General features: G+C 59.2%; 21 protein-coding genes. 3 read left to right on the top strand and 18 right to left on the bottom strand.

Annotated features, from left to right (window positions below):
* Positions 1 to 14 precede the first annotated feature (14 nt).
* From OSH09_RS14690 to OSH09_RS14610, 17 genes are all read right to left on the bottom strand, one after another.
* Complete coding sequence (locus tag OSH09_RS14690) at positions 15 to 701, bottom strand: 4'-phosphopantetheinyl transferase family protein (RefSeq protein ID WP_266121395.1); 687 nt, start codon at positions 699 to 701, stop codon at positions 15 to 17.
* A 1-nt stretch (position 702) separates the two neighbouring features.
* Positions 703 to 1,419 carry an ABC transporter ATP-binding protein gene (locus OSH09_RS14685; protein ID WP_207872998.1) on the bottom strand — a complete coding sequence of 239 codons (717 nt, stop codon included), beginning with the start codon at positions 1,417 to 1,419 and terminating at the stop codon, positions 703 to 705.
* Positions 1,416 to 2,174: an ABC transporter ATP-binding protein gene (locus OSH09_RS14680; protein ID WP_266121394.1), complete on the bottom strand. Its 759-nt coding sequence runs from the start codon at positions 2,172 to 2,174 to the stop codon at positions 1,416 to 1,418. The genes OSH09_RS14685 and OSH09_RS14680 overlap by 4 nt, the downstream gene beginning before the upstream one ends.
* Positions 2,171 to 3,109: a branched-chain amino acid ABC transporter permease gene (locus tag OSH09_RS14675; protein ID WP_207873000.1), complete on the bottom strand. Its 939-nt coding sequence runs from the start codon at positions 3,107 to 3,109 to the stop codon at positions 2,171 to 2,173. The genes OSH09_RS14680 and OSH09_RS14675 overlap by 4 nt, the downstream gene beginning before the upstream one ends.
* Positions 3,110 to 3,991, bottom strand: a complete 882-nt coding sequence (locus OSH09_RS14670; protein ID WP_266121393.1) for a branched-chain amino acid ABC transporter permease — start codon at positions 3,989 to 3,991, stop codon at positions 3,110 to 3,112.
* Positions 3,988 to 5,190 carry an ABC transporter substrate-binding protein gene (locus tag OSH09_RS14665; RefSeq protein ID WP_266121392.1) on the bottom strand — a complete coding sequence of 401 codons (1,203 nt, stop codon included), beginning with the start codon at positions 5,188 to 5,190 and terminating at the stop codon, positions 3,988 to 3,990. The genes OSH09_RS14670 and OSH09_RS14665 overlap by 4 nt, the downstream gene beginning before the upstream one ends.
* 253 nt (positions 5,191 to 5,443) lie before the next feature.
* Entirely contained in the window at positions 5,444 to 5,905 is a 462-nt protein-coding gene (locus tag OSH09_RS14660) for a MarR family winged helix-turn-helix transcriptional regulator (RefSeq protein WP_222667931.1), read from the bottom strand.
* 127 nt (positions 5,906 to 6,032) lie between these two features.
* The gene (locus tag OSH09_RS14655; protein WP_266121391.1) at positions 6,033 to 6,809 is read right to left on the bottom strand and encodes an ABC transporter permease; all 777 of its coding nucleotides are present in this window, start codon (positions 6,807 to 6,809) and stop codon (positions 6,033 to 6,035) included.
* A 40-nt stretch (positions 6,810 to 6,849) separates the two neighbouring features.
* On the bottom strand, positions 6,850 to 7,635 hold the full coding sequence (locus OSH09_RS14650) for an ABC transporter permease (RefSeq protein WP_222667929.1): 786 nt from the start codon (positions 7,633 to 7,635) through the stop codon (positions 6,850 to 6,852).
* The gene (locus OSH09_RS14645) at positions 7,632 to 8,396 is read right to left on the bottom strand and encodes an ABC transporter ATP-binding protein (protein WP_207873003.1); all 765 of its coding nucleotides are present in this window, start codon (positions 8,394 to 8,396) and stop codon (positions 7,632 to 7,634) included. The genes OSH09_RS14650 and OSH09_RS14645 overlap by 4 nt, the downstream gene beginning before the upstream one ends.
* The gene (locus OSH09_RS14640) at positions 8,393 to 9,367 is read right to left on the bottom strand and encodes an ABC transporter substrate-binding protein (protein ID WP_266121390.1); all 975 of its coding nucleotides are present in this window, start codon (positions 9,365 to 9,367) and stop codon (positions 8,393 to 8,395) included. The genes OSH09_RS14645 and OSH09_RS14640 overlap by 4 nt, the downstream gene beginning before the upstream one ends.
* A 74-nt stretch (positions 9,368 to 9,441) precedes the next feature.
* The gene (locus OSH09_RS14635) at positions 9,442 to 10,458 is read right to left on the bottom strand and encodes a 3-hydroxybutyryl-CoA dehydrogenase (RefSeq protein ID WP_207873005.1); all 1,017 of its coding nucleotides are present in this window, start codon (positions 10,456 to 10,458) and stop codon (positions 9,442 to 9,444) included.
* The gene (locus OSH09_RS14630; RefSeq protein WP_207873006.1) at positions 10,458 to 11,540 is read right to left on the bottom strand and encodes an NAD/NADP-dependent octopine/nopaline dehydrogenase family protein; all 1,083 of its coding nucleotides are present in this window, start codon (positions 11,538 to 11,540) and stop codon (positions 10,458 to 10,460) included. Before OSH09_RS14630 ends, OSH09_RS14635 begins: the two co-directional genes overlap by 1 nt.
* Positions 11,541 to 11,704: 164 nt before the next feature.
* Positions 11,705 to 12,484, bottom strand: a complete 780-nt coding sequence (locus OSH09_RS14625; protein ID WP_207873007.1) for an alpha/beta hydrolase — start codon at positions 12,482 to 12,484, stop codon at positions 11,705 to 11,707.
* Positions 12,485 to 12,490: 6 nt separating this feature from the next.
* Complete coding sequence (locus OSH09_RS14620; RefSeq protein ID WP_207873008.1) at positions 12,491 to 13,624, bottom strand: ABC transporter substrate-binding protein; 1,134 nt, start codon at positions 13,622 to 13,624, stop codon at positions 12,491 to 12,493.
* Between the two features lie 13 nt (positions 13,625 to 13,637).
* Positions 13,638 to 14,423: an ABC transporter ATP-binding protein gene (locus OSH09_RS14615; protein WP_266121389.1), complete on the bottom strand. Its 786-nt coding sequence runs from the start codon at positions 14,421 to 14,423 to the stop codon at positions 13,638 to 13,640.
* 3 nt (positions 14,424 to 14,426) lie between these two features.
* Complete coding sequence (locus tag OSH09_RS14610) at positions 14,427 to 15,479, bottom strand: FecCD family ABC transporter permease (RefSeq protein ID WP_207873009.1); 1,053 nt, start codon at positions 15,477 to 15,479, stop codon at positions 14,427 to 14,429.
* Between the two features lie 145 nt (positions 15,480 to 15,624).
* On the opposite strand from OSH09_RS14610, the gene OSH09_RS14605 reads away from it, so the two are divergent.
* The 3 genes from OSH09_RS14605 to OSH09_RS14595 all read left to right on the top strand — a co-directional run bounded on the left by OSH09_RS14605 (position 15,625) and on the right by OSH09_RS14595 (position 21,105).
* Entirely contained in the window at positions 15,625 to 16,380 is a 756-nt protein-coding gene (locus tag OSH09_RS14605; protein WP_207873010.1) for an alpha/beta hydrolase, read from the top strand.
* Between the two features lie 157 nt (positions 16,381 to 16,537).
* Positions 16,538 to 19,738 (top strand): SUV3 family DEAD/DEAH box RNA helicase, encoded by a 3,201-nt coding sequence (locus OSH09_RS14600; RefSeq protein ID WP_266121388.1) that lies wholly within the window; start codon positions 16,538 to 16,540, stop codon positions 19,736 to 19,738.
* Between the two features lie 179 nt (positions 19,739 to 19,917).
* Entirely contained in the window at positions 19,918 to 21,105 is a 1,188-nt protein-coding gene (locus OSH09_RS14595) for a multidrug effflux MFS transporter (protein WP_266121387.1), read from the top strand.
* 7 nt (positions 21,106 to 21,112) lie between these two features.
* Here OSH09_RS14595 and OSH09_RS14590 read toward each other — a convergent pair whose 3' ends face one another.
* Positions 21,113 to 21,697 carry a DMT family transporter gene (locus OSH09_RS14590; protein WP_266121386.1) on the bottom strand — a complete coding sequence of 195 codons (585 nt, stop codon included), beginning with the start codon at positions 21,695 to 21,697 and terminating at the stop codon, positions 21,113 to 21,115.
* Between the last annotated feature and the right edge of the window lie 59 nt (positions 21,698 to 21,756).

Here is a 21,756-nt window from a genome sequence, read left to right as displayed (position 1 = left end):
TAGGCTTGTCAGATTTACTCGTGGTAGGTCAGCTTGGCGTCAGGCAGTTGAATACTGTCTAAAAAGCTGACTCTCCGGGGAGCAAAGGCAGTGTTCAGGCAAACCGCGGCGGCATAGTTTTCTGCCGGTCGGTGACTGTGCACCACCAAATCTTGCAAGATGGGATGGGGGGATTGTACGGTGCATCCGTGATCTGGGTGACCGTCCAAGGATAATTCTTGAGGCTGAATGTGAAAACCCGTGCCTGCGTGCTTCAGGGCGGCTTCTTTGCCACACCACAGTGCATAGAAGTCCAGATCGTTCTTTAGCCAGATGCGCTCGGAGGCCACACTGCAATGTTCGACCAGGCCGGGTTTGACGGGCAGGCGCATGGCTTCTATGTCTACGCCTATGACGCGGTCGGCTATTCCGATCAGCACGCGCTCACCGCTGTGCGACAGGCTGAAGTGCAGATCCGTATCGTCCAGGTCCAGAACCGGCTTGCCGTGCTCCAGATTCTTGATGGGAACGGCAAGCGGCGTACAGCCCAGCAAAGGAGCCAGAAAATGGCGTAACGCACCGTGCGCCAGGAGGCTTAAATGCTGGTCCGACTGACGGTGGCGGCGGGCAATAACAGCCAAGGTGCTGTCGGGAATCCGGTTTCGTAACCAGGACTCCAGGCTCGGTGGCAGGGGAAGAGACAGGCTGTACAAAGCCAGCATGTCAAAGTCCCAAATGGCGTTGCAAGAGGGCGGCGTCCTGGCGCAATTGTTCGGCAGGGCCGTCGTACACCAACTGACCATTGCCCAGCAGCAAGGCGCGATCCGCCAGTTGCAGGGCCAGACTCAGATTCTGCTCGGCAATCAGCACGGTAATGCCTTGCTCGTTCAAGGTTTGCAGTTGGGGCAGCAAGGTGTCCTGAATCGTCATGGGGGCCAGGCCTTCGCTGGGCTCGTCCAGAACAATAATGGAGGACTGCGTGAGCAGGGCGCGAGCCAGTGCCAGCAACTGCCGTTCGCCACCACTCAAGGCTGAGCAGGAGGACTGACGGCGTTCGTACAGACGCGGCATGGCTTCGTAAATACTGCCCAGCGTCCAGCGATCATCCGAACGAGGGCGACGTGCCAGTCCAGCCAGACGCAGGCTTTCCTGCACCGTCAAGGTAGGAAAGCGGCCCCGGCCTTGCGGCACCAAAGCCATGCCCAGCAGGGCAATTTTGTGCGTAGGCCAGCCTGCAATGCTTTGGCCGTGAACGGTGATCTGTCCGCTCCACTGTGGGCCCATATTGAACAGGCAATGCAGCAGACTGGTTTTGCCAGCGCCGTTGCGGCCTAGCAAGGCGACGCTTTGTCCTGCAGGAATCTCCAGCGAGAGGCCTTCCAGAATATCGGCCCGGTCGTAGCGTGCGTTCAGGCCAGAGATGTTCAGCGCAGTGCTCATGCAGTCTCCAAAGCCAGTTCGCCCAGATAGGCTTGACGCGCGCCTTCGTGCTGGCGCACGGCGTCCGGGGTGTCGCAGGTCAGCAAGGTGCCGGAAGACAGCACCGCAATGCGATCACATTCCTGGAAAACAATATCAATGTCGTGGCTGATCAGCAGCACGGCGCATTGGCCGCGCATGGCATGGACCAGGGCCATTACCTCACGGGATTCGGACTCGGACAGGCCTGCGGTAGGCTCGTCCAGCAAGAGCACGCGCGGTTGCTGTGCCAGGGCGATCAGCAAATCCAGAATACGTTGTTCGCCATAAGACAGGGAGCGGGCCAGCAAGTGACCACGACCGGCCAGAGCGCTGTGCTCCAGCAATGCTTCAGCGGCTTTCTGGCTGGCAGTCCGGGCTGCTTTGCGGCCCCACCAGTGGTAAGCGCAGTCGTGTTTGATGCGCACGGCCAGGGCCAGATTCTGATGCAGAGTCAGTTCAGGAAAGATACGGCTGGTCTGAAAGCTGCGTACCAGACCTTGTTGGGCGCGTTCAATAGGGCCCAGGCTGCGCAAGTCTTTGCCTTCCAGAAATACCTGCCCGCTGGAGGGTGTAGCCAAACCACTGATGATATTGAACAGCGTGGTTTTGCCTGCGCCATTGGGACCAATCAGCCCCAGGGTTTCACCGGCGTGCAGCTCCAGGCTGACGTCCATCAGAATATCCAGGCCGCCCACGTGCAGGGCTAATTCGCGAGTGCTTAATAAAACGCTCATGCGGTCCTCTTGCGGCGCTCTGCCAGACCATTGGGCATGAATAGAACCGTTAGCACAAAAATCAAACCGACCAGCAACTGCCAGCGATCCGTATAGGAGCTCAGGTAGGTCTGGGCAAACAGATAAAAAGTGGCACCTATAAAAGCACCGCGCCAAGTACGTATGCCGCCGATCACACCCATGATGATGAGGGTGGCCGAGAAGCTCCAATGCACTTGCTGCGGGCTGACGTACTGATTCGCAAAGGGATACAGACCGCCAGCCGCACCGGCAACGGCACCTGCAATCATGAAGGTGTAGAGGCGAATGCGCCATGCCTGATAACCCAGGGCCGCCATGCGCAAGGGCTGGTCGCGCAGGCCGGTCAGCGCCAGTCCAATCGGAGCACGGCTAAAGGAGCGCAGCAGCAACCAGCAGATTACCGCCAGCACCAGAGCCAGAATCATCAGAGTATAGGGAGCGCTCAGGGGCAGATCCCCCAGGCTCAGACGCGGGAAACCGCGCAGGCCGTCTGCCCCGCCCGTCAGGTCGCGCCAGCGGAATGCCACTTCCCAGACCAGTTGGCCTGCCACCAGCGTGGCCACCATGAAAAAGAGTTCGGAACTGCGCAGGCTGATCAAGGCCATCAGCACGGAGAGCAGGGTGCCTGCCGCAATGCCGACCAGCAGCATCAAGGGCAAGGATGCGCCCCAATACTGGCTGGTGATGGCCGTCGCGTAAGCCGCAAAGCCAAAAACGGCACCGTGGCCCAAAGAGACCAGACCGCCATAACCAATCAGGAGATTGATGCTAAGGACGGCGCAACCGATCAGCAGGGCTTCGGTTCCAAAGCGCCACAAAAAGGCATCGCCCCAGAAATAGCTGCTGAGCAAGACCAGGCAGGCCAAAGCGGGCCAAAGTCCAGTGCGTAGCAGGCAGGTGTTGAGCTTGTTCATTTAAACCTGACGCGTAGCGGATTTGCTCAGACCATTGGGCCAGCAAAGAAGAAGGCCCAGCATGACGGCCAGGGTAGCGGCATTGGCAAAAGCCGGGACCCAGACGCGGGCAAAGGTGGTGACGAAACCCAGGATCAGCGCGCACAGCAAGGTGCCGCGCACCGAGTTCAGGCCACCAATGACGACGACCAGCAAGGCCAGCAAGAGGATTTCTTCATCCAGGCCGGGGTAGACCGACAGCATGCCTGCGCCCAGGGCTCCACCCAAACCGGCCAGACCAGCGGCCAGGGCCATACCAATGGCGAACAAGCGGCGGGAGTTCAGGCCCAGGGTTTCGACAATCTGTGCGTCCTGCACACAAGCGCGAATGGCCGCTCCCCATAGGGTGCGATCCAGCAGGAACCAGAACAGCAAGGCCAGCGTCAGACCGGTGACGATCAGGAACAGGCGATAGGTGGGGAAGGGCAGGCCCATGATCCAAACGCCGCCACGCAGCACTTGCGGCAACATGGGCGAGAGCGTGTCGGCACTGAAACCCCAGCGCATCAAATCGGCCAGAATCACGGACAGGCCGTACGTGAGCAGCACCTGCATCAAGTGGGTACGCTGGTAGAACTGGCGAAAGGGGAAGCGGTCCAGCAAAAAACCCATCAGACTGCACAGCGTAAATGCCGCAGGGAAGGCCAGCCACCAGGGGGCGCCGGATGCCAACCACTGCACGCTGATATAGCCGCCCAGCAGGAAAAAAGAGCCGTGTGTCAGGTTGATGAAGTTCATCAGGCTGAGCACTAAAGACAGCCCCAGCCCTGCCAACATCAGCAGTGCTGAGAAGGACAGGGCATTGAGGATTTGAAGCAGGTAGTAAGACAAGGTGTGGCTCAAGAACGCGGGCCGGGGTCCTGGATACGCTGGTAAGTATGAACCACGGTGTTAAAGGGACGGCCTTGCGTGTCTTTCTCAACCCGGTTGACGTAAATATCCAGAATGGACTGGTTATTGCGCGGGTCAAATGCCATGGGGCCAAAGGCGGTGTTGATCGGTTTGTCCAGCAAGGCTTGCTTGAACGCGGCCTTATTGGACAGGTCGCCTTTCACCGCATCCAGACCGGCCTTGATGACCTGACCGGTCACGTAACCGGAAGTGCTGGCCTCGCCGGGCAAACGGCCACGGCTGGCCTGGTAGGCCGCCACAAAGTCCTGGGCAGCCGGAGCACCGGGGGACTGATGGAAGGTGCTGACGCCACCCAAAGCAGCATCGCCCACCGCGGTGATCACGTCTTCCTGGTCGAACAGGGCACCGGGACCCACAATCTGGATCTTGCCGTGCAGTTGGTAATCCTGCATTTGCTGGTGGAAACGCACTGCGTCGGCACCTGCCAGGAAGGTGTAGACGAATTTGGGATTGCTGGCGGCCAGGTTCATCAGGATAGGGGCAAAGTCGGGCGTGCCCAGTGGAGTCCAGATACGCTCGCCCAGCGCGCCGCCTTGTTCCTGATAGGTATTGGCGAAGTCTTCAATGTATTCGCGGCCTGCGGTGTAGTCCGAACCCAGCGTGATGCCGCCGGTTTTTTCGATGTGCTCGAAGGTCCACAAAGCACCGGTATGACCTAGCATCCAGCTTGTTTTGGTGGGACGGAATACGTAGGGGCTGGCTGCTTCACGAGCCAGGCCATTGGCCGCGGCATTGGAAATGAAGGTAGGCAGTTGCGCGTCGTGCACGATGTCGCGAATCGCCAGCGCGATATTGGCGCTGATAACGCCGCCCAGAACGTCGATCTTGTCGCGTTCGATCAGCTTGCGCACTTTGCGGATGGCTTCGTCCGGTTTGCCGTGGTCGTCCTCTACCAGCAATTGAACCTTGCGCCCGCCCATCTCGTAATTGCACTGTTGCAGCATCAACTCCAGACCGGCACGCATGCTTTCGCCCAAGGAGGCGAAGGGGCCGGACAAGGATGTCAGCAAGGCAATTTTCAGGGGACCGTCTTGGGCGCGAAGCAGGCGGGGTACGCCAAATAGCAATGGGCTGGCCGCTGCGGCCAGCAAGAGCTGGCGACGTCCAGCACGGGTAGGGGAGAGAGTCACGAGATCTTATTTCCGTAAGAAAGCCAAGGGTGCCTGGCAGGACATCTCAGGCAAGAGGCTGCGCTACTAAATGTTAATCATTATCATTTTATGGTCTTTCCTGATGTAAATAAAGGCTCAACGCCCTTGAGTGTCCATTTCAAGCATGGACGATCAGGGGCAACAGGCTCCGATGTGGGGCGGGTTCAGGGACGGCAAACGCGTGGAAGCGGCCAATGGGACGCATTACAGGAAAGATGGAAGGGCGGGACGCTTAACGTGCATCCCCATTGATATTGGCCCGGATGCGATTCAGGAACTGGCGCAGCAGGGTCAGTTCTTCAGCCGAAAAGCCTTGAATGGCACGGTGATGGATATCCAGCGCGGCGGGCAGAACGTGCAGAAAGTGTTGGCGACCCTGCTCATGCAGATGGATCAGGACCCGGCGCTGGTCCAGGGGATCGGGCTGGCGGGACAGGTGTCCGGCATTTTCCATGACGACCAAAGCGCGTGACAGTGTGGTCTGATCCACATCGGTGTATTGCGCCAGGGTGCTGACGCCCAGTCCGTCGGTTTCGTTCAGAAAAGCCAGAACACGCCAATGCAGCAGAGTCAGTTCATGGCTGCGCAGCAAGGTTTGAAAGTCAGCGTTTAAGGCCGAGGTGCTGCGGTTGAGCAGATAGGGAATAAAGGTATCGTGCCCGGTATAGGCGTCGGTCAGGGGACGGCTGGCCATAGTGAAGCGGCTTCCTTGATGCAGAAAAAAAGCAGGCTACTCGTTCCAGATGATTGAGATAGCCTGCGAAATCCCGGTCAGCGCTGCAAGTTGACCGGGCAAGTGGCTGGTTCAGTGTGAATAGAAATTAGTTTGCATGATCCACTTTGCGCTGCAAAGCGGCAATGGTCAGGTTCAGTGCGAAGCCCAGTACACAGATCCAGACCAGGGGTACAAACATATCAATCGTGCGGTAACTGCGAGCGGCGGCGGTCAGCATGTGGCCCAGCCCGTCGGTGGAGGCAATCATCTCGGCCAGAAATACCACCACGCAGGCAATGACTCCGGCTACCCGCACCCCGGCCAGGACGGTCGGGCTGATGGCGGGCAAGATAATTTTCCACAGGCAGGCACTGCGGGACGTGCCTGCAGCGCGAGCCGACCAGATCAGCTTGCGGTCCACCGTTTGCGCGGCCACCCAACTGGCCATCAGCACAGGGAAAATGGCGTCTGAAACCACCAGGGCAATTTTCGATGAGCTTTCAAACCCCATGATCAGGATCAGTGCCGGGTAAAGGGCGATCTTGGGGATAGGGGCCAGCAAACGGATCAGTGCATCCAGCAGAAACGAGCTCCAGCGTGTCAGTTGGGCAATCAGGGCCAGGGCGACCCCGGCCACACAGGCAATCAGCAGGCCGCTGATCAGGCGGTAGACCGTAATGCCCAGGTTCTGCCAGAAGTCGGCTTGACCGGCCAGCTCCAGTACGCGCAACAGAATGGACGAAGGCGCGGGCAGCAACTGCGGGCTGACCCAGCCCGAGCGAGTGCACAGTTCCCAGATAATCAGCAAGATGGCCGGGCTGATGCACAAGGACAGACCGGATAGATCCCGGCGTTTGACCGGGCGGGTTTCAGTAGAACGCATAGCTTGTCCCGATGAGGCTAAGGTTTTGGTGGTCATAGCGTCATCCTTTGTCCATCAGGCTCTGGGTGGAGTCATGCCAGTGCGTGCAGCGCTTGCGCACGAACTCGAACAAGGCGTCAAAGGCAATGCCCAGGACCGCCAGCAGCATGATGACCGCATACACCGTGGAGTACTGCGCCATATCCATAGAGGTGAACAGCAGATTGCCTATGCCTTCCTGACGCGCAATCATCTCGGAGGAGACCATCACGATCAGAGCCATGACCACGCCGACGCGGCAGCCAATCATGACTTCCGGCAAAGAGGCGGGCAGCACGATCTTGCCCAGACGGGCCAGGGGTCCCATGCCCATGGACTGGGCCACCCAGATCAGCTTGGGCTCGATACGGGTTGCGCCGTGATAGCTGTGATAGAGCAAAGGCAGGGACACGCCCAGCGCAATGACCAGAATCTTGGAGAAATCCCCCAGACCGAACCACAGCATCAAGATCGGCATCAATGCCGCTTTGGGCATGGGGTAGGCCAGGGCCACCAAGGGATAGAAGGCGGTATAGACCAGGCGACTGCGGCCCATGGCCAAACCCAGCGGCACGGCCACGACCAGCGCCAGGGCATAGCCCGCAAACATGCGGCCTACCGACTGCAGGATGGCCGACCAGGCCATCGGATCGCTGATCAGGGCGGGCAGTTCACCCAGGGCCGCCCAGGGGCTGGGGAAGGAATCCAGCCCCACCCAACGGGCCAGCCCCGCCCAGGCCAGCAGCACCAGAATGGCCGCCATGACCAAAGAGGCCCAGCGATTTTCATACCAGTGCTGTGGCGTCATGGGTGGGCCTCCGCCATCAGGGATTGCTCCAGACGAATAATGGTTTCCTGGTAAACCGGATTACGCAGCAGCTCGCTACGGACGCGGGGGCGGGGCAAGTCAATCTCCACCACCTCCTTGATGCGGCCGGGTGAGCCAGTCATGACAATCACGGTATCGGACAGGAAGACCGCTTCGTCCACGCCGTGCGTCACAAAGACCACGGTATTGCGCAACTGCTCCCACAAGCTGAGCAGTTCCGTTTGCAGGGTGACGCGCGTGTGGGCATCCAGCGCCCCGAAGGGCTCGTCCATCAGCAGGATGTCCGGCTCATAGGCCAGGGTGCGGGCAATGGCCGCGCGCTGACGCATACCGCCGGACAGTTCACGCGGATAGAAGGCGGCGTAAGGCCCCAGCTTGACCTTGTCCAGCCATTCGCTGGCGCGCTGTTCGGCCTGGGCTTTGGGCATGCCTTGTTCGCGCATGCCGTAGGCCACGTTTCCCAACACGGTTTTCCAGGGAAACAGAGCATATTCCTGAAACACCGGGCCCCGGTCTGGACCTGGGCCGGTAATGGGCTTGCCCTTGACGCGGATCTGGCCGCTGGAGCAGGACTCAAAGCCCCCTAACATATAGAGCAGGGTGCTTTTTCCGCAACCGCTGGGTCCCAGAATAGACACAAATCGCCCTGCCGGAATGCTCAGGGCGATGTCTTGCAGGGCCGTATGGCTGCGGCCCTGCCGGGTGTTAAAGGTTTTACCGACACCATCCAGTTCAATCATGGTGTTGCCTCGCGTAAATCAGCCCGGTAGAAGTCCTGCACGTTCAAGGCTTTCTTCAGGAAACCGGCTTTGTGATAGCGGTCGTAAGTGCCCTGAATGGATTCCAGATTGGGCTGCATGTCCGGGACGCGTGCAAAGTCCTGGTCGGTGAACAGGTACTGGGCCAGCAGGTCTTTGGGCGCACGGGTAATTTGGGCTGTCACATCCACGGCCAGCGACGGGTCTTTGCTGAGCATGCCCATGGCCGTCTTCAAGTCCTGCACGTAGGCGCGCACCACCTCGGGGTTGGCGTCGCTATAGGATTTGCTGCAAGCCTCGAAAATCTGCACCGAGGGGCTAGCCACTTCGGACAGGGAGAACAGCTTGCGCAAGCCGCCTTTCTTTTCGTTCAGCAGGGCAAAGGGCTGGGCCATGGGGCCAGCATCAATGCGGCCACTGCGAATCGCGTCGGCTGCAGGCGGGAAGCCGGTTTCAACGATTTTTACGTCCTTGTCCGGGTCAATGCCGTTCTGGCGCAGCCACAGCAGCATGTCGAAGTACACACCGGCCCCATAGGCGTTGGTGCCAATGACCTTGCCTTTCAGGTCAGCCGCCGTCTTGATCGGACTGTCTTCCTTTACAGCCCAGTAGACGGAGAAGTGATCATCATCCGAGTGCACGTGCTGGGCCACGATATAGGCTTCCAGACCGCTTTCAATAGCGCCATTGGCCAGCGACATGGGGGCCATGGTGGAGCATTCCAGAACGCCCGCACGCATGGCTTGCACCATGGGCGAGGTGCCCTGAAACTGGGTCCACTGGATCTGGTATTTCTTGCCCAGTTGCGGGAACAGCTCGGGGCGCTTGGCCATCAGATATTTGGCTTCCTCGCCCGGAATGGTCCAGCCTACCCGCAGGGTGGGGATTTCCTGAGCCTGGCTCAGACTGTGACAGCTCATCAGGGCAAACAGCAACGCAGCGGTTTTTTTCATCGTCGGGCCGTCCCAAGATGAAAAGCGCCCTCTTGGAGGGCAGCAAGCCGAAGGCGCAGCGTGGGAGTCTTTTTTCATTCCTGTGTCTCCTTGGCAAGGTTCTCGGCGCGGGCAGGGGCCAGGCCGATGTGATCCAGCATTCCCAGTACGCGGGCCAGCACATCGCGGCGGTATGCCTGTTGCTGGTCCACTGGGTATTCGTGAAAGCCCTGTCCGCTACGCAGACCGTTGCGTCCACTTTCCATATAGCGGGTGATGATGTCGGGCACGGCGTAGCGTTCCGGGTCCAGGTTCTGCGACAGATACTGTCCGGCGTGGTACAGAATGTCGTTGCCGCCGTAGTCGATGAACTCCAGCACGCCGATGCTGGCAAAGCGGAAACCCAAGCCGTAGCGGGTGGCTTTATCAATATCAGCGGCACTGGCCACGCCTTCCTCCACCATGCGAGCGGCCTCGTTCATGATCAGGGTTTGCAGACGCGGAACGATGAAACCGGGGTGGCAGCCACAGACCACGGGCACTTTGCCGATGGACTCCAGATTGCTTTGCAGACGGCTCAAGGTCTGCTCGCTGGTGCCGGGGTGGGCACTGATTTCTACCAGTGGAATCAGGAAAGCCGGGTTGAGCCAGTGGGCGTTCAGGAAACGCTCGGGATGGCTCAACATGGGGGCTAGATCCGAGGCCAGCATGGTGGAGGTGGTGGAGGCGATCAGTGCATCGGGCTGGGCCAGTTCACCGATGCGGCCCAAGGCATCAGTCTTGGCCTCAAGGGTTTCGGGCACACCTTCGTAAATCAGATCGGCTTGGCCCAACACGTGGGCAGCATCACTTAAAGGGGCAACACCGATGCAGGCCAGATAGCCGTCGATCTGCTCGGCAGCGAACATGCCCAGGTCGGCCAATTGCTCCAGTGTGGCGCGTAATTCCTGGCGAATCTCGGCTTCCAGACGGGCGCTATCGGCAGGCGGGCGCGGTTTGAAGTCCAGTAAGGTCACGGCTTGGCCGCGCAGCGCATAGGCCAGGGCAATGCCCCGCCCCATGCGACCTGCGCCCACCGCAACGATACGTTTGATCGGGGCGGGCGTGCTCATCAGGCTCTCCCGGCTTGCAGCATCTCTTGCAGTTGCTCGCGGTTCATCTTGTCCAGACCCAGGCTGGCCAATGTGCGTTGGCCTTGGCGCAGATCTTCACCCACGATGGCACCGGCAATCGCCAGCAAACCTTTGGTGACGGGGGCGTCTACACCGGCCCAGTCCGCCACGGAAGCGAAGAAGGCCAGACCCAGCATGGTGTCTTCACGCATGTAGCGGTGCTCGTGCAAGTCGATCTTCTCGCGCCAGTCGCCGCTTTTTACCAGCTTTGAGTGCGAGGAACGGTCGCCATACATCCACTGGTCGTTTTCGTAGTGGTCGGACAGGGGGAAGTGCGGGGCACCGTAGCCCAGCGCTTCACGAATGCGCATGCGCTCATTGTCCAACTGCGTGGTCACGGCACGTACCGAAGGCTGAGTGCCTTCGTTGTGAATGTCCCAGGCCGGGAAGTGTTCCAGCGGGCCTGCGTTCATCATGATCAGTGGTGGGTGGATGATGGGGCCAGCATTCATCAGGGCGCCGGACAGCGCATCTTCGCAGCGCTCCACGCTGGGGAAAACTTTGCCAATCACATCCAGCGCGTGATCGGTATTGCGTGCGGGGTACACGCCGGTAGGCAGGCGGGTGGCGCGGGTGGTGATGTTGATGACGGTATCGCCATGCTTGCGGGCCAACCAGGGCAAGGTGCCGGTTTCAGCCCAGCTTACATCGGCCTTGTTGCCCGTGCCGCGCACGATTTCGCTCATGATGAAGGAGCCAAAGGTGCCCGGTGGCAGGAACACGACCTGACCGTCCGTCAGGTGGGGAGCCATGACGCGGGCAATATCGGTTTGTGCAATAGCGGGCGAAGGAATCAGTACCAGATCGGCACCGGCGATGGCCTCGCCAATATCGGCGCAGACTTTGGCAATGGGGATGTCGCGCTCGCCTGCTTCGTCTTTCAGTGTCATGACTGGACGGTCCAGCAAGGGCTGCAACTGAGCCGTATCACGACGCCACAAACGTACTTCGTGGCCCTGTTCGCTCAAGTCTGCCGCTGCCGCGTAACAACCGTGCCCGCCACCTAATACCGCTACCTTCATATTCGTCTCCAATCTCTTTTTTTGATTTCTATGCACTTGCATATAAATACAGACTAAAAGATGTTGAGGCCTAAAACAAGAGGAGGAATGGGGGGAGTTACCCTAGGGCGGGAAAACTTGGATATGGAATGAAAAGTCGCAGAGGGCGCGCAGGAAAAACGCCGCTAAGCCGCGCTGCTAGCCAGTTCCAGTGCGCGCAGGGTAGCTTGAGCCAGCACGTGGCCGTGACCGGCTCCGGGCAGAACATGCAAGTTGGCTTGCATGCCTTGAGCTTGCAATTGCGCTTGCAGTTTTTGCATGGTGGGCAGGGTAGGCATGCCATTCTTGCGGCCTTCCGGTCCCGCTGCCTGAGCGCTAAGCGGATACCAGGCCTCTGAGGCACCGGCCAGAATATCCACCTGTACCGGCTTGCCCAACTGCTCTAGCAAGGTCCAGATCAGGGGATCACGCCACCACAAAGAAGGGCTGGCGCACAGGTAATGATGAATGGGCAGGCTTTGCTGGCTAAGGGCGTACAGCACGAACAATCCGGCGTAGGAGTGGCCGTAGAGGCTGATGCGTGAATGGGCTAGTGCAGGCTCCATTCCTTGCGCCAAGGCCAGAGCCATGCGTACTTGTTCGATCATGGCTGGGGCGCCACCGGCTTGCCACTGAGGAACACGTGGGTCTTCCCACAAGCCGCCATCCGGACCGGGTGGGGTGTAATCCAGAGCGCGATAGCGGGTGATCTGATCGCGTTCGCCTTGATAGCCCAGCGACAAGATGGCGCAGCGTTTCAGGGCGGGATGACCGCTTTCTTCCAGCAGGGGCAAGGTCCACTGACCATCAAGCAGGCACAGCAAAGGCAGGGGGCCTTGTTCAGGCTTCCCGTCTGGCAGGCGCAGCAATACGTGGTGGGGATGGCCGCCCGCAGGCGGCAGCTCCAGTGGAATCAGACGCGACATGAAGGCTCAGGGCGCGGGCTTCAGATCAATCATGTACGTGCCTTCCATCGGCACGGTCAGGAAACGCTGGTTCACTTCTTCCAGCGTTTTCAGGGCCGATACGCCTTGGAAACGGTCGGGATGAATCCAGGTGGCCAGTGCTTCGATAAAGATCATGTGCAGAGGCGAGTCGTTAAAGGCGTGCCAGATGCCGTGGCTATTGCCGCTGCGCACGGCTGGCAAGGCTTGCAGACGGTTGCCGTCGATAATGGCTTGCAAGCTTTCACGGGCTTGCTCTGGCGTCACGCCTGTGCCAATGCGCAGACCGCCCGAGGTGGCGCGTTTGCCTGCGCCAGTGCCGGTGGCTACATAGACCACAGGGGCACGGGAATGAATGTATTCAAAGTTCAGCTTGCCGGTGGAGCTTTTCAGAACGTCCGCGCCAATATTGTGACCGCCTGCATAGCTGATCATGTCGTTGAAGGTGCCCGCGCCGGGGGAGTTGCAGCAGTCTGTGCTGCCTGCATGGGCGTGCACGAATACAGGCGGGTGATCTTCCTTGGGGAGATCGGCCAGTCGCTGGGCTACGCCTTGCATGTGTTCTTCGTAGAACTGAATGAATTCGTCGGTGCGTTCTTTCTCGCCCACGGCGTAACCCAATGCGCGCAGGCTGGGTACGGTGTTTTCCAAGGGGTTCACAAAGAAGTCGATCACGATGACGGGCACTTTGGCGGCAGTCAGGCGCTGGATCAGTGCCGAGTCGCGCGTGTCCTGACCGGGAGTCAGGCCCGCAAAGGCTGCAGTCAGTACCACCAGATCGGGGCGCAGGGCCAGGGCTTGCTCAACCGAGAAGGTGTCTGCCGTATGGCGGCCTACAACGGGGATGTTGGCCAGTTGCGGGTAGCGCTTCAGATAGGTTTCGTATTCGTTGGAGAAAGATGTCTTGAACTCGTCCGACCAGCCTGCAATCAGGTTGGCAGGCTCGGGATGCACCAAAGCCAGCACTGGAAAATGTCGTGCCTGGGTCAGCACAATGCGCTTGGCCGGGCCGGGCAGGGTAACGGTACGACCCATGGCATCGGTAACTTCGATGGGCTGGGCCTGCACGCCCAAAGGCAAGAGCAAGGTCAGCGACAACAGCAGGTGGCGCAGGATGTTCATGGGTTCTCCGAGGTCACAGCACAGGCTCTTGCAGCCCGTCGATAATGATTTGCAAGGTGCCTTGCGAGCAGCTTTCCACGCGGGCACGGACACCATAGGCCTGGGCCAGCGAGTTGGGGGTAATTACCTTGGAAGGCTCGCCTTGCGCCAGCAGACCACCGCCTTCAATCATCAGCGCATAGTCGCTGTGGCGCAGGGCCACATTCAGATCATGCAGGACGATCAGGGTGATCAGATTGTTGTCGTGAGTTTCCTGGGCCAGCAAATCCATCACGTGGAATTGATAGTTCAGATCCAGGGCAGACAAGGGCTCATCCAGCAACAGCAAGGTAGGCTTGCGGATCAAGGCCTGTGCCAGTCCCACCAACTGCTTCTGGCCACCTGAGAGCTGATCCAGATAGTGCATGGACAAGTGCGCAATGCCCAGACGCTGCAGAATGTGCATGATGTGATCGTGATTCACATCGCGGGCATGGCCGCCGGGGGCAGACGCATTGGCCGCGACCAGCACGGATTCAAACACACGCAGGTGGACCGAGGCGGGCAGCGACTGGGGCAGGTACACCACTTTCTGTGCACGCTGCTCGAAGCTGACGCCGCTCAGTTCCTGACCATCCAGCAAAATCTTGCCGGTTGTGGGCTTGAGCAGCCCTGCCAAAGACTTGAGCAGGGTGGATTTGCCGCTGCCATTGGGGCCCAGCAAAGCCACAAGCTGACCCGGCTGCAAAGGCTCTATGGTCAGCTTGGACAGGATTTCGCGTTTACCGTAAGACAGGCTGAGATCGTGGACTTCAAGCATGGTTCACTTTATTTGGCGTCGCAGCACAACGCCCAGGAAGAAGGGCACACCCACCAGCGAGGTGACAATGCCGACCGGAATAATGATGCCGGGCACAATGTTTTTCGAGGCAATCGAGGCCAGCGACAGAATCACCCCGCCCACCAGTGCACTGCCGGGCAAGTAGAAACGGTGATCTTCACCAAACAGGCGGCGGGCGATGTGCGGGGCAATCAGGCCCACAAAGCCGATGGTGCCCACAAAGGACACGGCCAGTGCAGCTAGCAAGCTGATACGCAGCAAAGACACCAGACGCAGACGCGACACATTGATACCAAAGCTGGTAGCGCGATCTTCACCCAGACGCAGGGCGGTCAGCTTCCAGGTATCACGCAGGGATAAGGGCAGAATCAGTGCAAATACGGCCAGCATGATGCCGACCTTGCCCCAGGAGGAGCGCGACAGGCTGCCCATGGTCCAGAACACCAGCCCTTGAAGGGCTTCGGCGCTGGCCACAAACTGCACCAGCGAAACCAGTGCGTTGAAGGAGAACACCAGCGCAATACCAAAGAGCACCAGATTGGCGGTGCTCATGGCGCCCCAGCGGGCCACCGCGTCCAGCAACAAGGCGGACAACAGCGCGAAAACAAAGGCGTTGGCGGCAATGGTCCAGGCTTGCGGGATACCGGGAATCGACAGGTCCAGCACAATGGCCAGAGACGCGCCAAACGCCGCCGCCGAGGAAATTCCCAAGGTAAAGGGGCTGGCCAGCGGGTTATTCAGGATGGTCTGCATTTCCGCACCGGACAGGCCCAGCGCCAAACCAATGGCCATGGCCATCAGGGCATAAGGCAGGCGGATTTCCCAGACGATGACGCGTGTGGTCGGGTCGGACTGTTCGGGGTTGAACAGCGCGTGGCTCAGTTCTCCCAGGCTAAGGCCCGAGGGTCCCAACATGAAGTCGGCCACAATTGAGGCCAAAATCACAAGAACCAGGGCTCCTACCAGGAGCCAGCGACGTCTGAGGATGTGTTGATAGTCGGCCAGCGCGGGGGCCGGAACAGCAGATGTGGACATTAAGTCTCTGAATGATAACCGTTTACATAGAAAGAAAGTATAGTTCATTGGCTAGGGTCTGTTAACACTAAAAGCAGTCTCGAATGAGCAGGCTTCTTGCCTGCTCAGGCCCCCCCGGCCTTGACGTCCTTACCGCGATTCTTCCATGCAGCTTGAACATCTGGATTTTCTTTCCCCTTTGGGCCGACAGTATCGTCTGACTTTGGCGTGGCCGACTACTGCTGCGCCTGCCGAAGGCTGGCCATTAGTCTGTGTGCTTGATCTACCGCAATTTGACGCGGTGCTGGATGCCTGTGAGCAGCAGGCTTCACCAGCCTGTGCCGTGCTGGGAATAGGGTATGGCGGGGAGGTCTGGCGTGATCAGGACTTTACGCCTGCGCTCAACGGAGAAGCGGGCCATGCCCCGGATTTTCTGGCGATGATGCAGGATGTATTCCTGCCCTGGGCCTATGCACAAACATCTTTGAATCCGCAGCGGCGCTTGCTGTGCGGCCATTCCTTGGGTGGCTTGTTCGCCTTGCAGCTTTTGTATCAGCAGCCAGAGTTGTTTGATGCGCTGGTGGTATCCAGCCCTTCTGTGTGGTGGGGGGACGGGTTTCTGGCTCGACTGCTGGCCCAATCCCTTCCCAGCGCTGCCTTGACGATGCCCGTGCAGTTTTCCGTTGGCGAGTACGAGCAAAGCCTGGGCCCGGCAGAGGAAGCCATGCCCGAGGACAAGCGCGAGCTGCGTCGTCTACGTTTGCAGGAGCGCCGCATGGTGGATGGCACCCGCGAACTGGCGCAGGCTTTGGCGCAGCAACAAGGTGGCGAACCGCGCTTTCGCATCGTACCGGGCTGTAATCACAGTCAGTCCGGTTTGGCCGCTTTGCCGCAAGGCTGTTTGGAATGGCTGGCTGATTAGTCCTGTGTCTTCTTGCCCACAAAGGCGTTCAACACGGTGATTGCATGTATCCTCTGAACGTCCCGGAGCAGACCCGTATAATGCTGCTCACGCTTGCTTGAACCGGCTTTTCTGCCTTTCTTGTTCTCTTCTTCCCGTATTTTCAGGTCCCCGCCCTATGGCTGCGCGTCGCGCTTCGTCTGTTTCCGATTCTTCCGTCCCCACTCAAGCGGGTTTGCTGCTCCATCCCCAATGGCTGGACTATCCCCGTCTGGAAGGTGTGGCTCGCCAGGTCGCCAAGAAAGTGCGTTTTCAGGACCGAGCCGGAATACGGCGACTGTGGCTGAAAGCCTGGCGCCTGCCGCAGGACGCAGCCTTTTTCAATCAGATCATCACGGCCGAGCTGGGCTTGAAGGATGCCGATCAGCGCCTGGAATCCCAAGGGGTGCCCGAGGTCGTCATCCGCAACCTGCGCCTGCTCTACCAAATGAGTGCCGACAAGCTGGATGCGGATATTTATGAAGTCCTGCGCGAGCAATTACTTGAACAGCGCGGCCAATTGGCCGGGGCGATTGCCTCCCAGTCTTTGCCGTTAAGCGAGAACTGGCCTGAAGCTGAGCGCAGTCCGCGCTTGCTGGCTTTGGTGCAGGCCTGGCAGTCTTTGCCTTTGGCACAAACCTATTTGTGGCAGTTGCAGGCTGAACAGCGCGATCGCGATCAACGCGCCCAGCGTTGGGAGCAGGCCCAAAAAGAACGTGAGCAAGCCCGTCAAAAAGAACACAGCGATAAACAGCGCAAGTTCGATCAAGCCCAGGAACGCTTGAGCGCCTGGCTGCAAGAGCAGGGTTGTGAGCCGCAGCGCATCACCCTGGAGGCCTTTGAGGGCCTGCAAGCGGGTGAGCCTGCCCATTGGTTCATGACGGTGTATGGCCGCAATGCCAGTGCGGCGGTGTTGACCCAGGAATTCAAGCTGGACGCCGAACAGCAGGCGTTTCTGTTGCAGGCCCAAGCAGAACGTCAGGAGCGCCAGCGCGAGCAACGCCAGCAGCGTTGGGCCTGGGAGCAGGAGTGCATCGGTTCGGAAGAAACCATGGCCTTGCTGGGTATTACTCGTCAGGAGTACGAGTTGTGGCTGGCTGACCGCCGTTTGCCCAGCACCAAGCTGGAAGTGCGTGGCGGAGCCGCCGCCGGGCGTGATCGTGTCGCCCATCATCCTGACCTTCTGGTTGCCATCGACCAAAACCAGATTGAACAATGGCGCGAGCAGCATGCCAGCACCCTGAGTGCCCGAGAGCGCTCCCAGTATCAGCGCGCCGCCGACCGCGCCCGCACGCAATGGCGTCAGCAACAAGTGCTGAACCAGATCAAGAAGCAGGAAGAGTGCGATTACGAAATTGACCCGGAAGATCCGCAGCGCCTGTGGTGGCATAAGGATTTGTGGCTGGCCGTGAATGTGCCCGTAGCGGGGGAGCGTCAGCACTGGCGTGCCAATGTGCGCATGCAGGCGGCCGTGCCTTTGCCGCGTACTGGCTCGGAGCTGGACCGATTGCCCGCCCGTGTCACGGTCTTGTTCAATACGGCCGCTCAAAATCGCCTGTCCCAACGTCTGGAAGACTCGCTGGATGCGTTTTTGCAAACCCAGCGTCCCTTGATTGATGGCTCTTCCTTCCTGGAGCTGGCCAAAGCTCTGCGCATGGCGCTGGAAGAAGGGATTGAGCAAAAAGAAATTGAAGCGGGTGATTTTGAAAAACGCCTGCTTAATGGCCCGGTGCGTCGCATTCTGGAAAGTGTGGAGCAACAGCGCGCACAGGATTTGATGCGTTTGGGCGACTTCCCGGAAATGTTCAACCTGGCCCGTGGCATACGGCGTCATCTTGTATTCCGTTTGGGGCCGACCAACTCGGGCAAGACGCACGAGGCCTTGGAAGCCTTGATGGAAGCCCGTTCCGGTGTGTATTTGGCACCACTGCGACTGTTGGCCATGGAAGTGCGCGACCGTCTGATGAATGCTGGTATCCCCTGCAATCTGGTGACGGGTGAAGAGCGCGTGATGGTGCCCGGTGCCCAGCATACCGCCTGCACGGTCGAGATGATGGACCCCACGATGGAAGTGCGCGTGGCCGTCCTGGACGAGATTCAAATGCTGCAAGACGAGCAGCGCGGCTGGGCCTGGACGGCAGCCTTGGTCGGTGTTCCAGCCCGTACTCTGTTTGTCTGTGGTGATGCCTCGGTCTTGCGTCCTTGCGAGCGTCTGGTGCGTTCCATGGAAGAGACGATGGAGCTGGAGTTCACCGAGCGTAAAACGCCGCTGGAAGTCATGCCTTACCCGGTTGAACCGCCGCGTGCGACGGGCAAGCAAGGGCGTCAGGAAGCACCGTGGCGGGGTCGCAAAGACCGTCAACGCGAAGCCCAGGGTGTCTCCAAAGGCGATGCGGTCGTGGCCTTTACTCGTAAGGATGTACTGACACTAAGTGCCCGTTATCGCGCTCAAGGCTGGAAAGTCGCCACGATTTACGGTGCCTTGGCCCCTGAAGTGCGTCGCACCGAGTCCGAGCGCTTTTCGCAAGGCGAGGCCGATGTGCTGGTGGCCACCGATGCGATTGGCATGGGCTTGAACCTGCCAATTCGTCGCGTCTTGTTCTCTACCGTTCACAAGTTTGACGGCCGCTCCATGCGCGCCCTGAACGCAACTGAAGTGCGTCAGATTGCGGGGCGTGCAGGCCGCTATGGCTTGTATCCCAAAGGCTATGTGGGAGCGATGGACAAGCAAGACTTGAACCACGTACGCACCCAATTGCAAAGCGATGCCCCCAGCGTGGATATACGCTTGCCCATTGCGCCCAGCCCCGAACACGTGCAAGCCTTGGCGGCACTGCTGGATAACAACAATATCGGTGCCGTGCTGCAGTATTTTGCGCAAAAAGTGGCCTCGGATAGCCCCTTGTTCCAGACAGCGGGTCTGAAAGATGCGATTGAGCTGGGCTTTTGTGTAGACCGGCTGGCACCCAAGCTGGAGCTGCGCGAGAAGTTCACCTTTGCATGTGCACCCGTGTCCGTGGATAAAGATACCGAGCTGGATTACTTCAAACGCTGCTTGTCGGCGTATGTAGCGCAGCGGCCCCTGGCCTTGCCTCCGGCCCCGTCCTGGCTGAAATCCGCCAGCCCTTCGCGTCTGGAGGATGCTGAATTGTTAAGCAAGCAAATCAGCTTGTATGCCTGGTTCAGTATGAAATTCCCGCAAGTGTTTGACCAAGGACCGTGGTTGCCGGAAGTGCGCTCGCAAGTTAGCCGCTTTATTGAACGCAGCCTGTTGCATCAAAGTGGCTTTGGGCAAACCAGCCGCGAAGCTTTTGGTACACCGTCGCCGGGCAGACGCTGACCCTTTTTCAAGCAAGTTGCTATCGGATCAGCCTGCAGGGAAATAGGCTGGCTCGATCCGATTTATATCGTTTGATACACTATGCCCTGTGCGGATATGTCCGTACGGTCCGGTTAAGGGGTATCCTGCCCCTATCCCTGCGCCAGTTCTGGCGCCCTCCCTGTTTTCCAAAGCTATCTATGAATTACCGCAAGCTGACCTTGGTGTTGGCGGCGTTGGCGATGCTGGGGCCTTTTGCTACCGATGCCTATTTGCCGTCATTTCACCGTATCGGTGTTGAATTTTCCGTTGACCAGTCAATGGTTCAGCAGACCTTAAGTCTGTATCTGTTTGGTTTTGCCTTCATGAGCCTGTTCTGGGGCATGCTGTCCGACAGCTTCGGGCGACGTCCTGTGATCCTGGCTTCGTTGATCCTGTTCCTGATCGGCTCGATTGGTTCCGCGTTGGCGCCGACCTTTTCCTGGCTTTTGTTTTTCCGCATGGTCCAGGGCTGTTCGGCAGGTGCCGGACGAGTCGTTGGCCAGGCTCTGGCACGCGACTGTGTGCAGGGAGTGACGGCCCAGCGCCTGTTTGCCCATATCACCATGGTGTTCAGTCTGGCCCCGGCGATTGCGCCGGTGGTGGGCGGCTATCTAAGCAGCTATTCGGGCTGGCGTTCTGTGTTCTGGATGCTGACAGTGGTCAGTATTGCCCTGCTTGCACTGTGCTGGCGACAACTGCCGGAAACCTTGCCCGTCGCGTCACGTCAGCCTCTGAAGCTGTGGGTGATTCTGGCCAATTACGCTCGCGCGCTGAGCAATGGTCGCTTCGTGCTGGCCATTTCGGCCATCGCCTGTGCCTTTGGCGGTTTTGCCTTGTACATTTCTTCCGCCGCCAGCTTTGTGATTGGCGTCCTGGGCCTGACAGAAACGGCCTTTGCCTGGCTGTTCCTGCCCTTTATTGGCGGGATGCTGGGTGGTTCTATTCTGAACGCGCGCTTTGCGGAGAAGCTGGCCCCGGCCCGCATGATTCGTTTGGGCCTGTGCATCATGCTGGCTGGCGCAACCTTCAATACCATCTATAACTCGCTGTTCCAGGCCGAAGTGCCTTGGGCCGTCATGCCGATTTTTGTCTATGCGTTTGGCATGTCCATGGCCTTGCCGGGCATGACGGTGGTGACTTTGGGCACCTTCCCCACCATGCGCGGCCTGGCCTCGTCGGTACAAAGTGCGTGGCAAATGCTTTTGTTCGCCACGGTATCCGGTGTGGTGGCGCCGCTGTTATTTGATAGCGGCTTGTTGCTGGCATTGGGCATGTTGTGCGCCGCTGCCTTGTCGGCGGGTTTCTGGTGGTGCAGCCAGTACCGCTCTAAATCTGTTGAGGCGTAGACCCTGATCAGGAACGGGTGCTACTGCTTTCCTTGTGGTCAGCGCCCGTTTGTTGAGCGATGTGTTGAATGCTGGTTTGAGCGCCATTGTGATCCACAGTGGCGTTTTTGTTTTCAGCCGCCGAGCTGGGCACGGAAGGGGTAAACCATTGCACCAGACCCATGCCTGCCAGAATCAATAGCACGCCTACAATCCGTCCCATATGCACGGGGCGTGGGGTCAGGCCCATCAAGCCATAGTGGTCGATCAGCATGGAGCTGAGCATTTGACCGGCCACCACACACACGATAAAGCTGGCGGCGCCCATGCGCGGGGTCAGAATCAGCGCTGCGCTGATGTAAATCACCCCGCCAATGCCGCCGGTCCATACCCACCAGGGGGCGTGGGCCAGTTGTGCCGTCAGAGGGGCGGGAGCGCGCATCAACCAGATGGTCGGCAACACCAGAGCAGCGCTGATACAGAGCGAGACCAGCGTGGCCCACAGCGGATGTCCCAGCACTTTACCCAGAACGGCATTGCTGGCGGCCTGGAAAGGCACGGCAGATCCGGCAAACACAGCAATCAACATGCTGAACAAAGCGGTACCGGGCATATGCGTATCTCCATAGAAATCAAAGTTCTATCTTGCACTATTCGTCGTTCTTATTGAAA

Source organism: Alcaligenes parafaecalis (assembly GCF_026344135.1).
Classification (GTDB): Bacteria; Pseudomonadota; Gammaproteobacteria; order Burkholderiales; family Burkholderiaceae_B; genus Alcaligenes; species Alcaligenes parafaecalis.
This window is presented reverse-complemented; position numbering and strand designations above follow the sequence as displayed.

Excerpts from the sequence above, each read along its gene's own strand:
- OSH09_RS14625 (WP_207873007.1), bottom strand. The coding sequence starts at position 12,484 with ATGTCGCGTCTGATTCCACTGGAGCTGCCGCCTGCGGGCGGCCATCCC.
- OSH09_RS14650 (WP_222667929.1), bottom strand. The coding sequence starts at position 7,635 with ATGACGCCACAGCACTGGTATGAAAATCGCTGGGCCTCTTTGGTCATG.
- OSH09_RS14675 (WP_207873000.1), bottom strand. The coding sequence starts at position 3,109 with ATGAACAAGCTCAACACCTGCCTGCTACGCACTGGACTTTGGCCCGCT.
- OSH09_RS14630 (WP_207873006.1), bottom strand. The coding sequence starts at position 11,540 with ATGAAGGTAGCGGTATTAGGTGGCGGGCACGGTTGTTACGCGGCAGCG.
- OSH09_RS14640 (WP_266121390.1), bottom strand. The coding sequence starts at position 9,367 with ATGAAAAAAACCGCTGCGTTGCTGTTTGCCCTGATGAGCTGTCACAGT.
- OSH09_RS14620 (WP_207873008.1), bottom strand. The coding sequence starts at position 13,624 with ATGAACATCCTGCGCCACCTGCTGTTGTCGCTGACCTTGCTCTTGCCT.
- OSH09_RS14600 (WP_266121388.1), top strand. The coding sequence starts at position 16,538 with ATGGCTGCGCGTCGCGCTTCGTCTGTTTCCGATTCTTCCGTCCCCACT.
- OSH09_RS14635 (WP_207873005.1), bottom strand. The coding sequence starts at position 10,458 with ATGAGCACGCCCGCCCCGATCAAACGTATCGTTGCGGTGGGCGCAGGT.
- OSH09_RS14685 (WP_207872998.1), bottom strand. The coding sequence starts at position 1,419 with ATGAGCACTGCGCTGAACATCTCTGGCCTGAACGCACGCTACGACCGG.
- OSH09_RS14655 (WP_266121391.1), bottom strand. The coding sequence starts at position 6,809 with ATGCGTTCTACTGAAACCCGCCCGGTCAAACGCCGGGATCTATCCGGT.
- OSH09_RS14645 (WP_207873003.1), bottom strand. The coding sequence starts at position 8,396 with ATGATTGAACTGGATGGTGTCGGTAAAACCTTTAACACCCGGCAGGGC.
- OSH09_RS14605 (WP_207873010.1), top strand. The coding sequence starts at position 15,625 with ATGCAGCTTGAACATCTGGATTTTCTTTCCCCTTTGGGCCGACAGTAT.
- OSH09_RS14610 (WP_207873009.1), bottom strand. The coding sequence starts at position 15,479 with ATGTCCACATCTGCTGTTCCGGCCCCCGCGCTGGCCGACTATCAACAC.
- OSH09_RS14615 (WP_266121389.1), bottom strand. The coding sequence starts at position 14,423 with ATGCTTGAAGTCCACGATCTCAGCCTGTCTTACGGTAAACGCGAAATC.
- OSH09_RS14595 (WP_266121387.1), top strand. The coding sequence starts at position 19,918 with ATGAATTACCGCAAGCTGACCTTGGTGTTGGCGGCGTTGGCGATGCTG.
- OSH09_RS14590 (WP_266121386.1), bottom strand. The coding sequence starts at position 21,697 with ATGCCCGGTACCGCTTTGTTCAGCATGTTGATTGCTGTGTTTGCCGGA.
- OSH09_RS14690 (WP_266121395.1), bottom strand. The coding sequence starts at position 701 with ATGCTGGCTTTGTACAGCCTGTCTCTTCCCCTGCCACCGAGCCTGGAG.
- OSH09_RS14660 (WP_222667931.1), bottom strand. The coding sequence starts at position 5,905 with ATGGCCAGCCGTCCCCTGACCGACGCCTATACCGGGCACGATACCTTT.
- OSH09_RS14680 (WP_266121394.1), bottom strand. The coding sequence starts at position 2,174 with ATGAGCGTTTTATTAAGCACTCGCGAATTAGCCCTGCACGTGGGCGGC.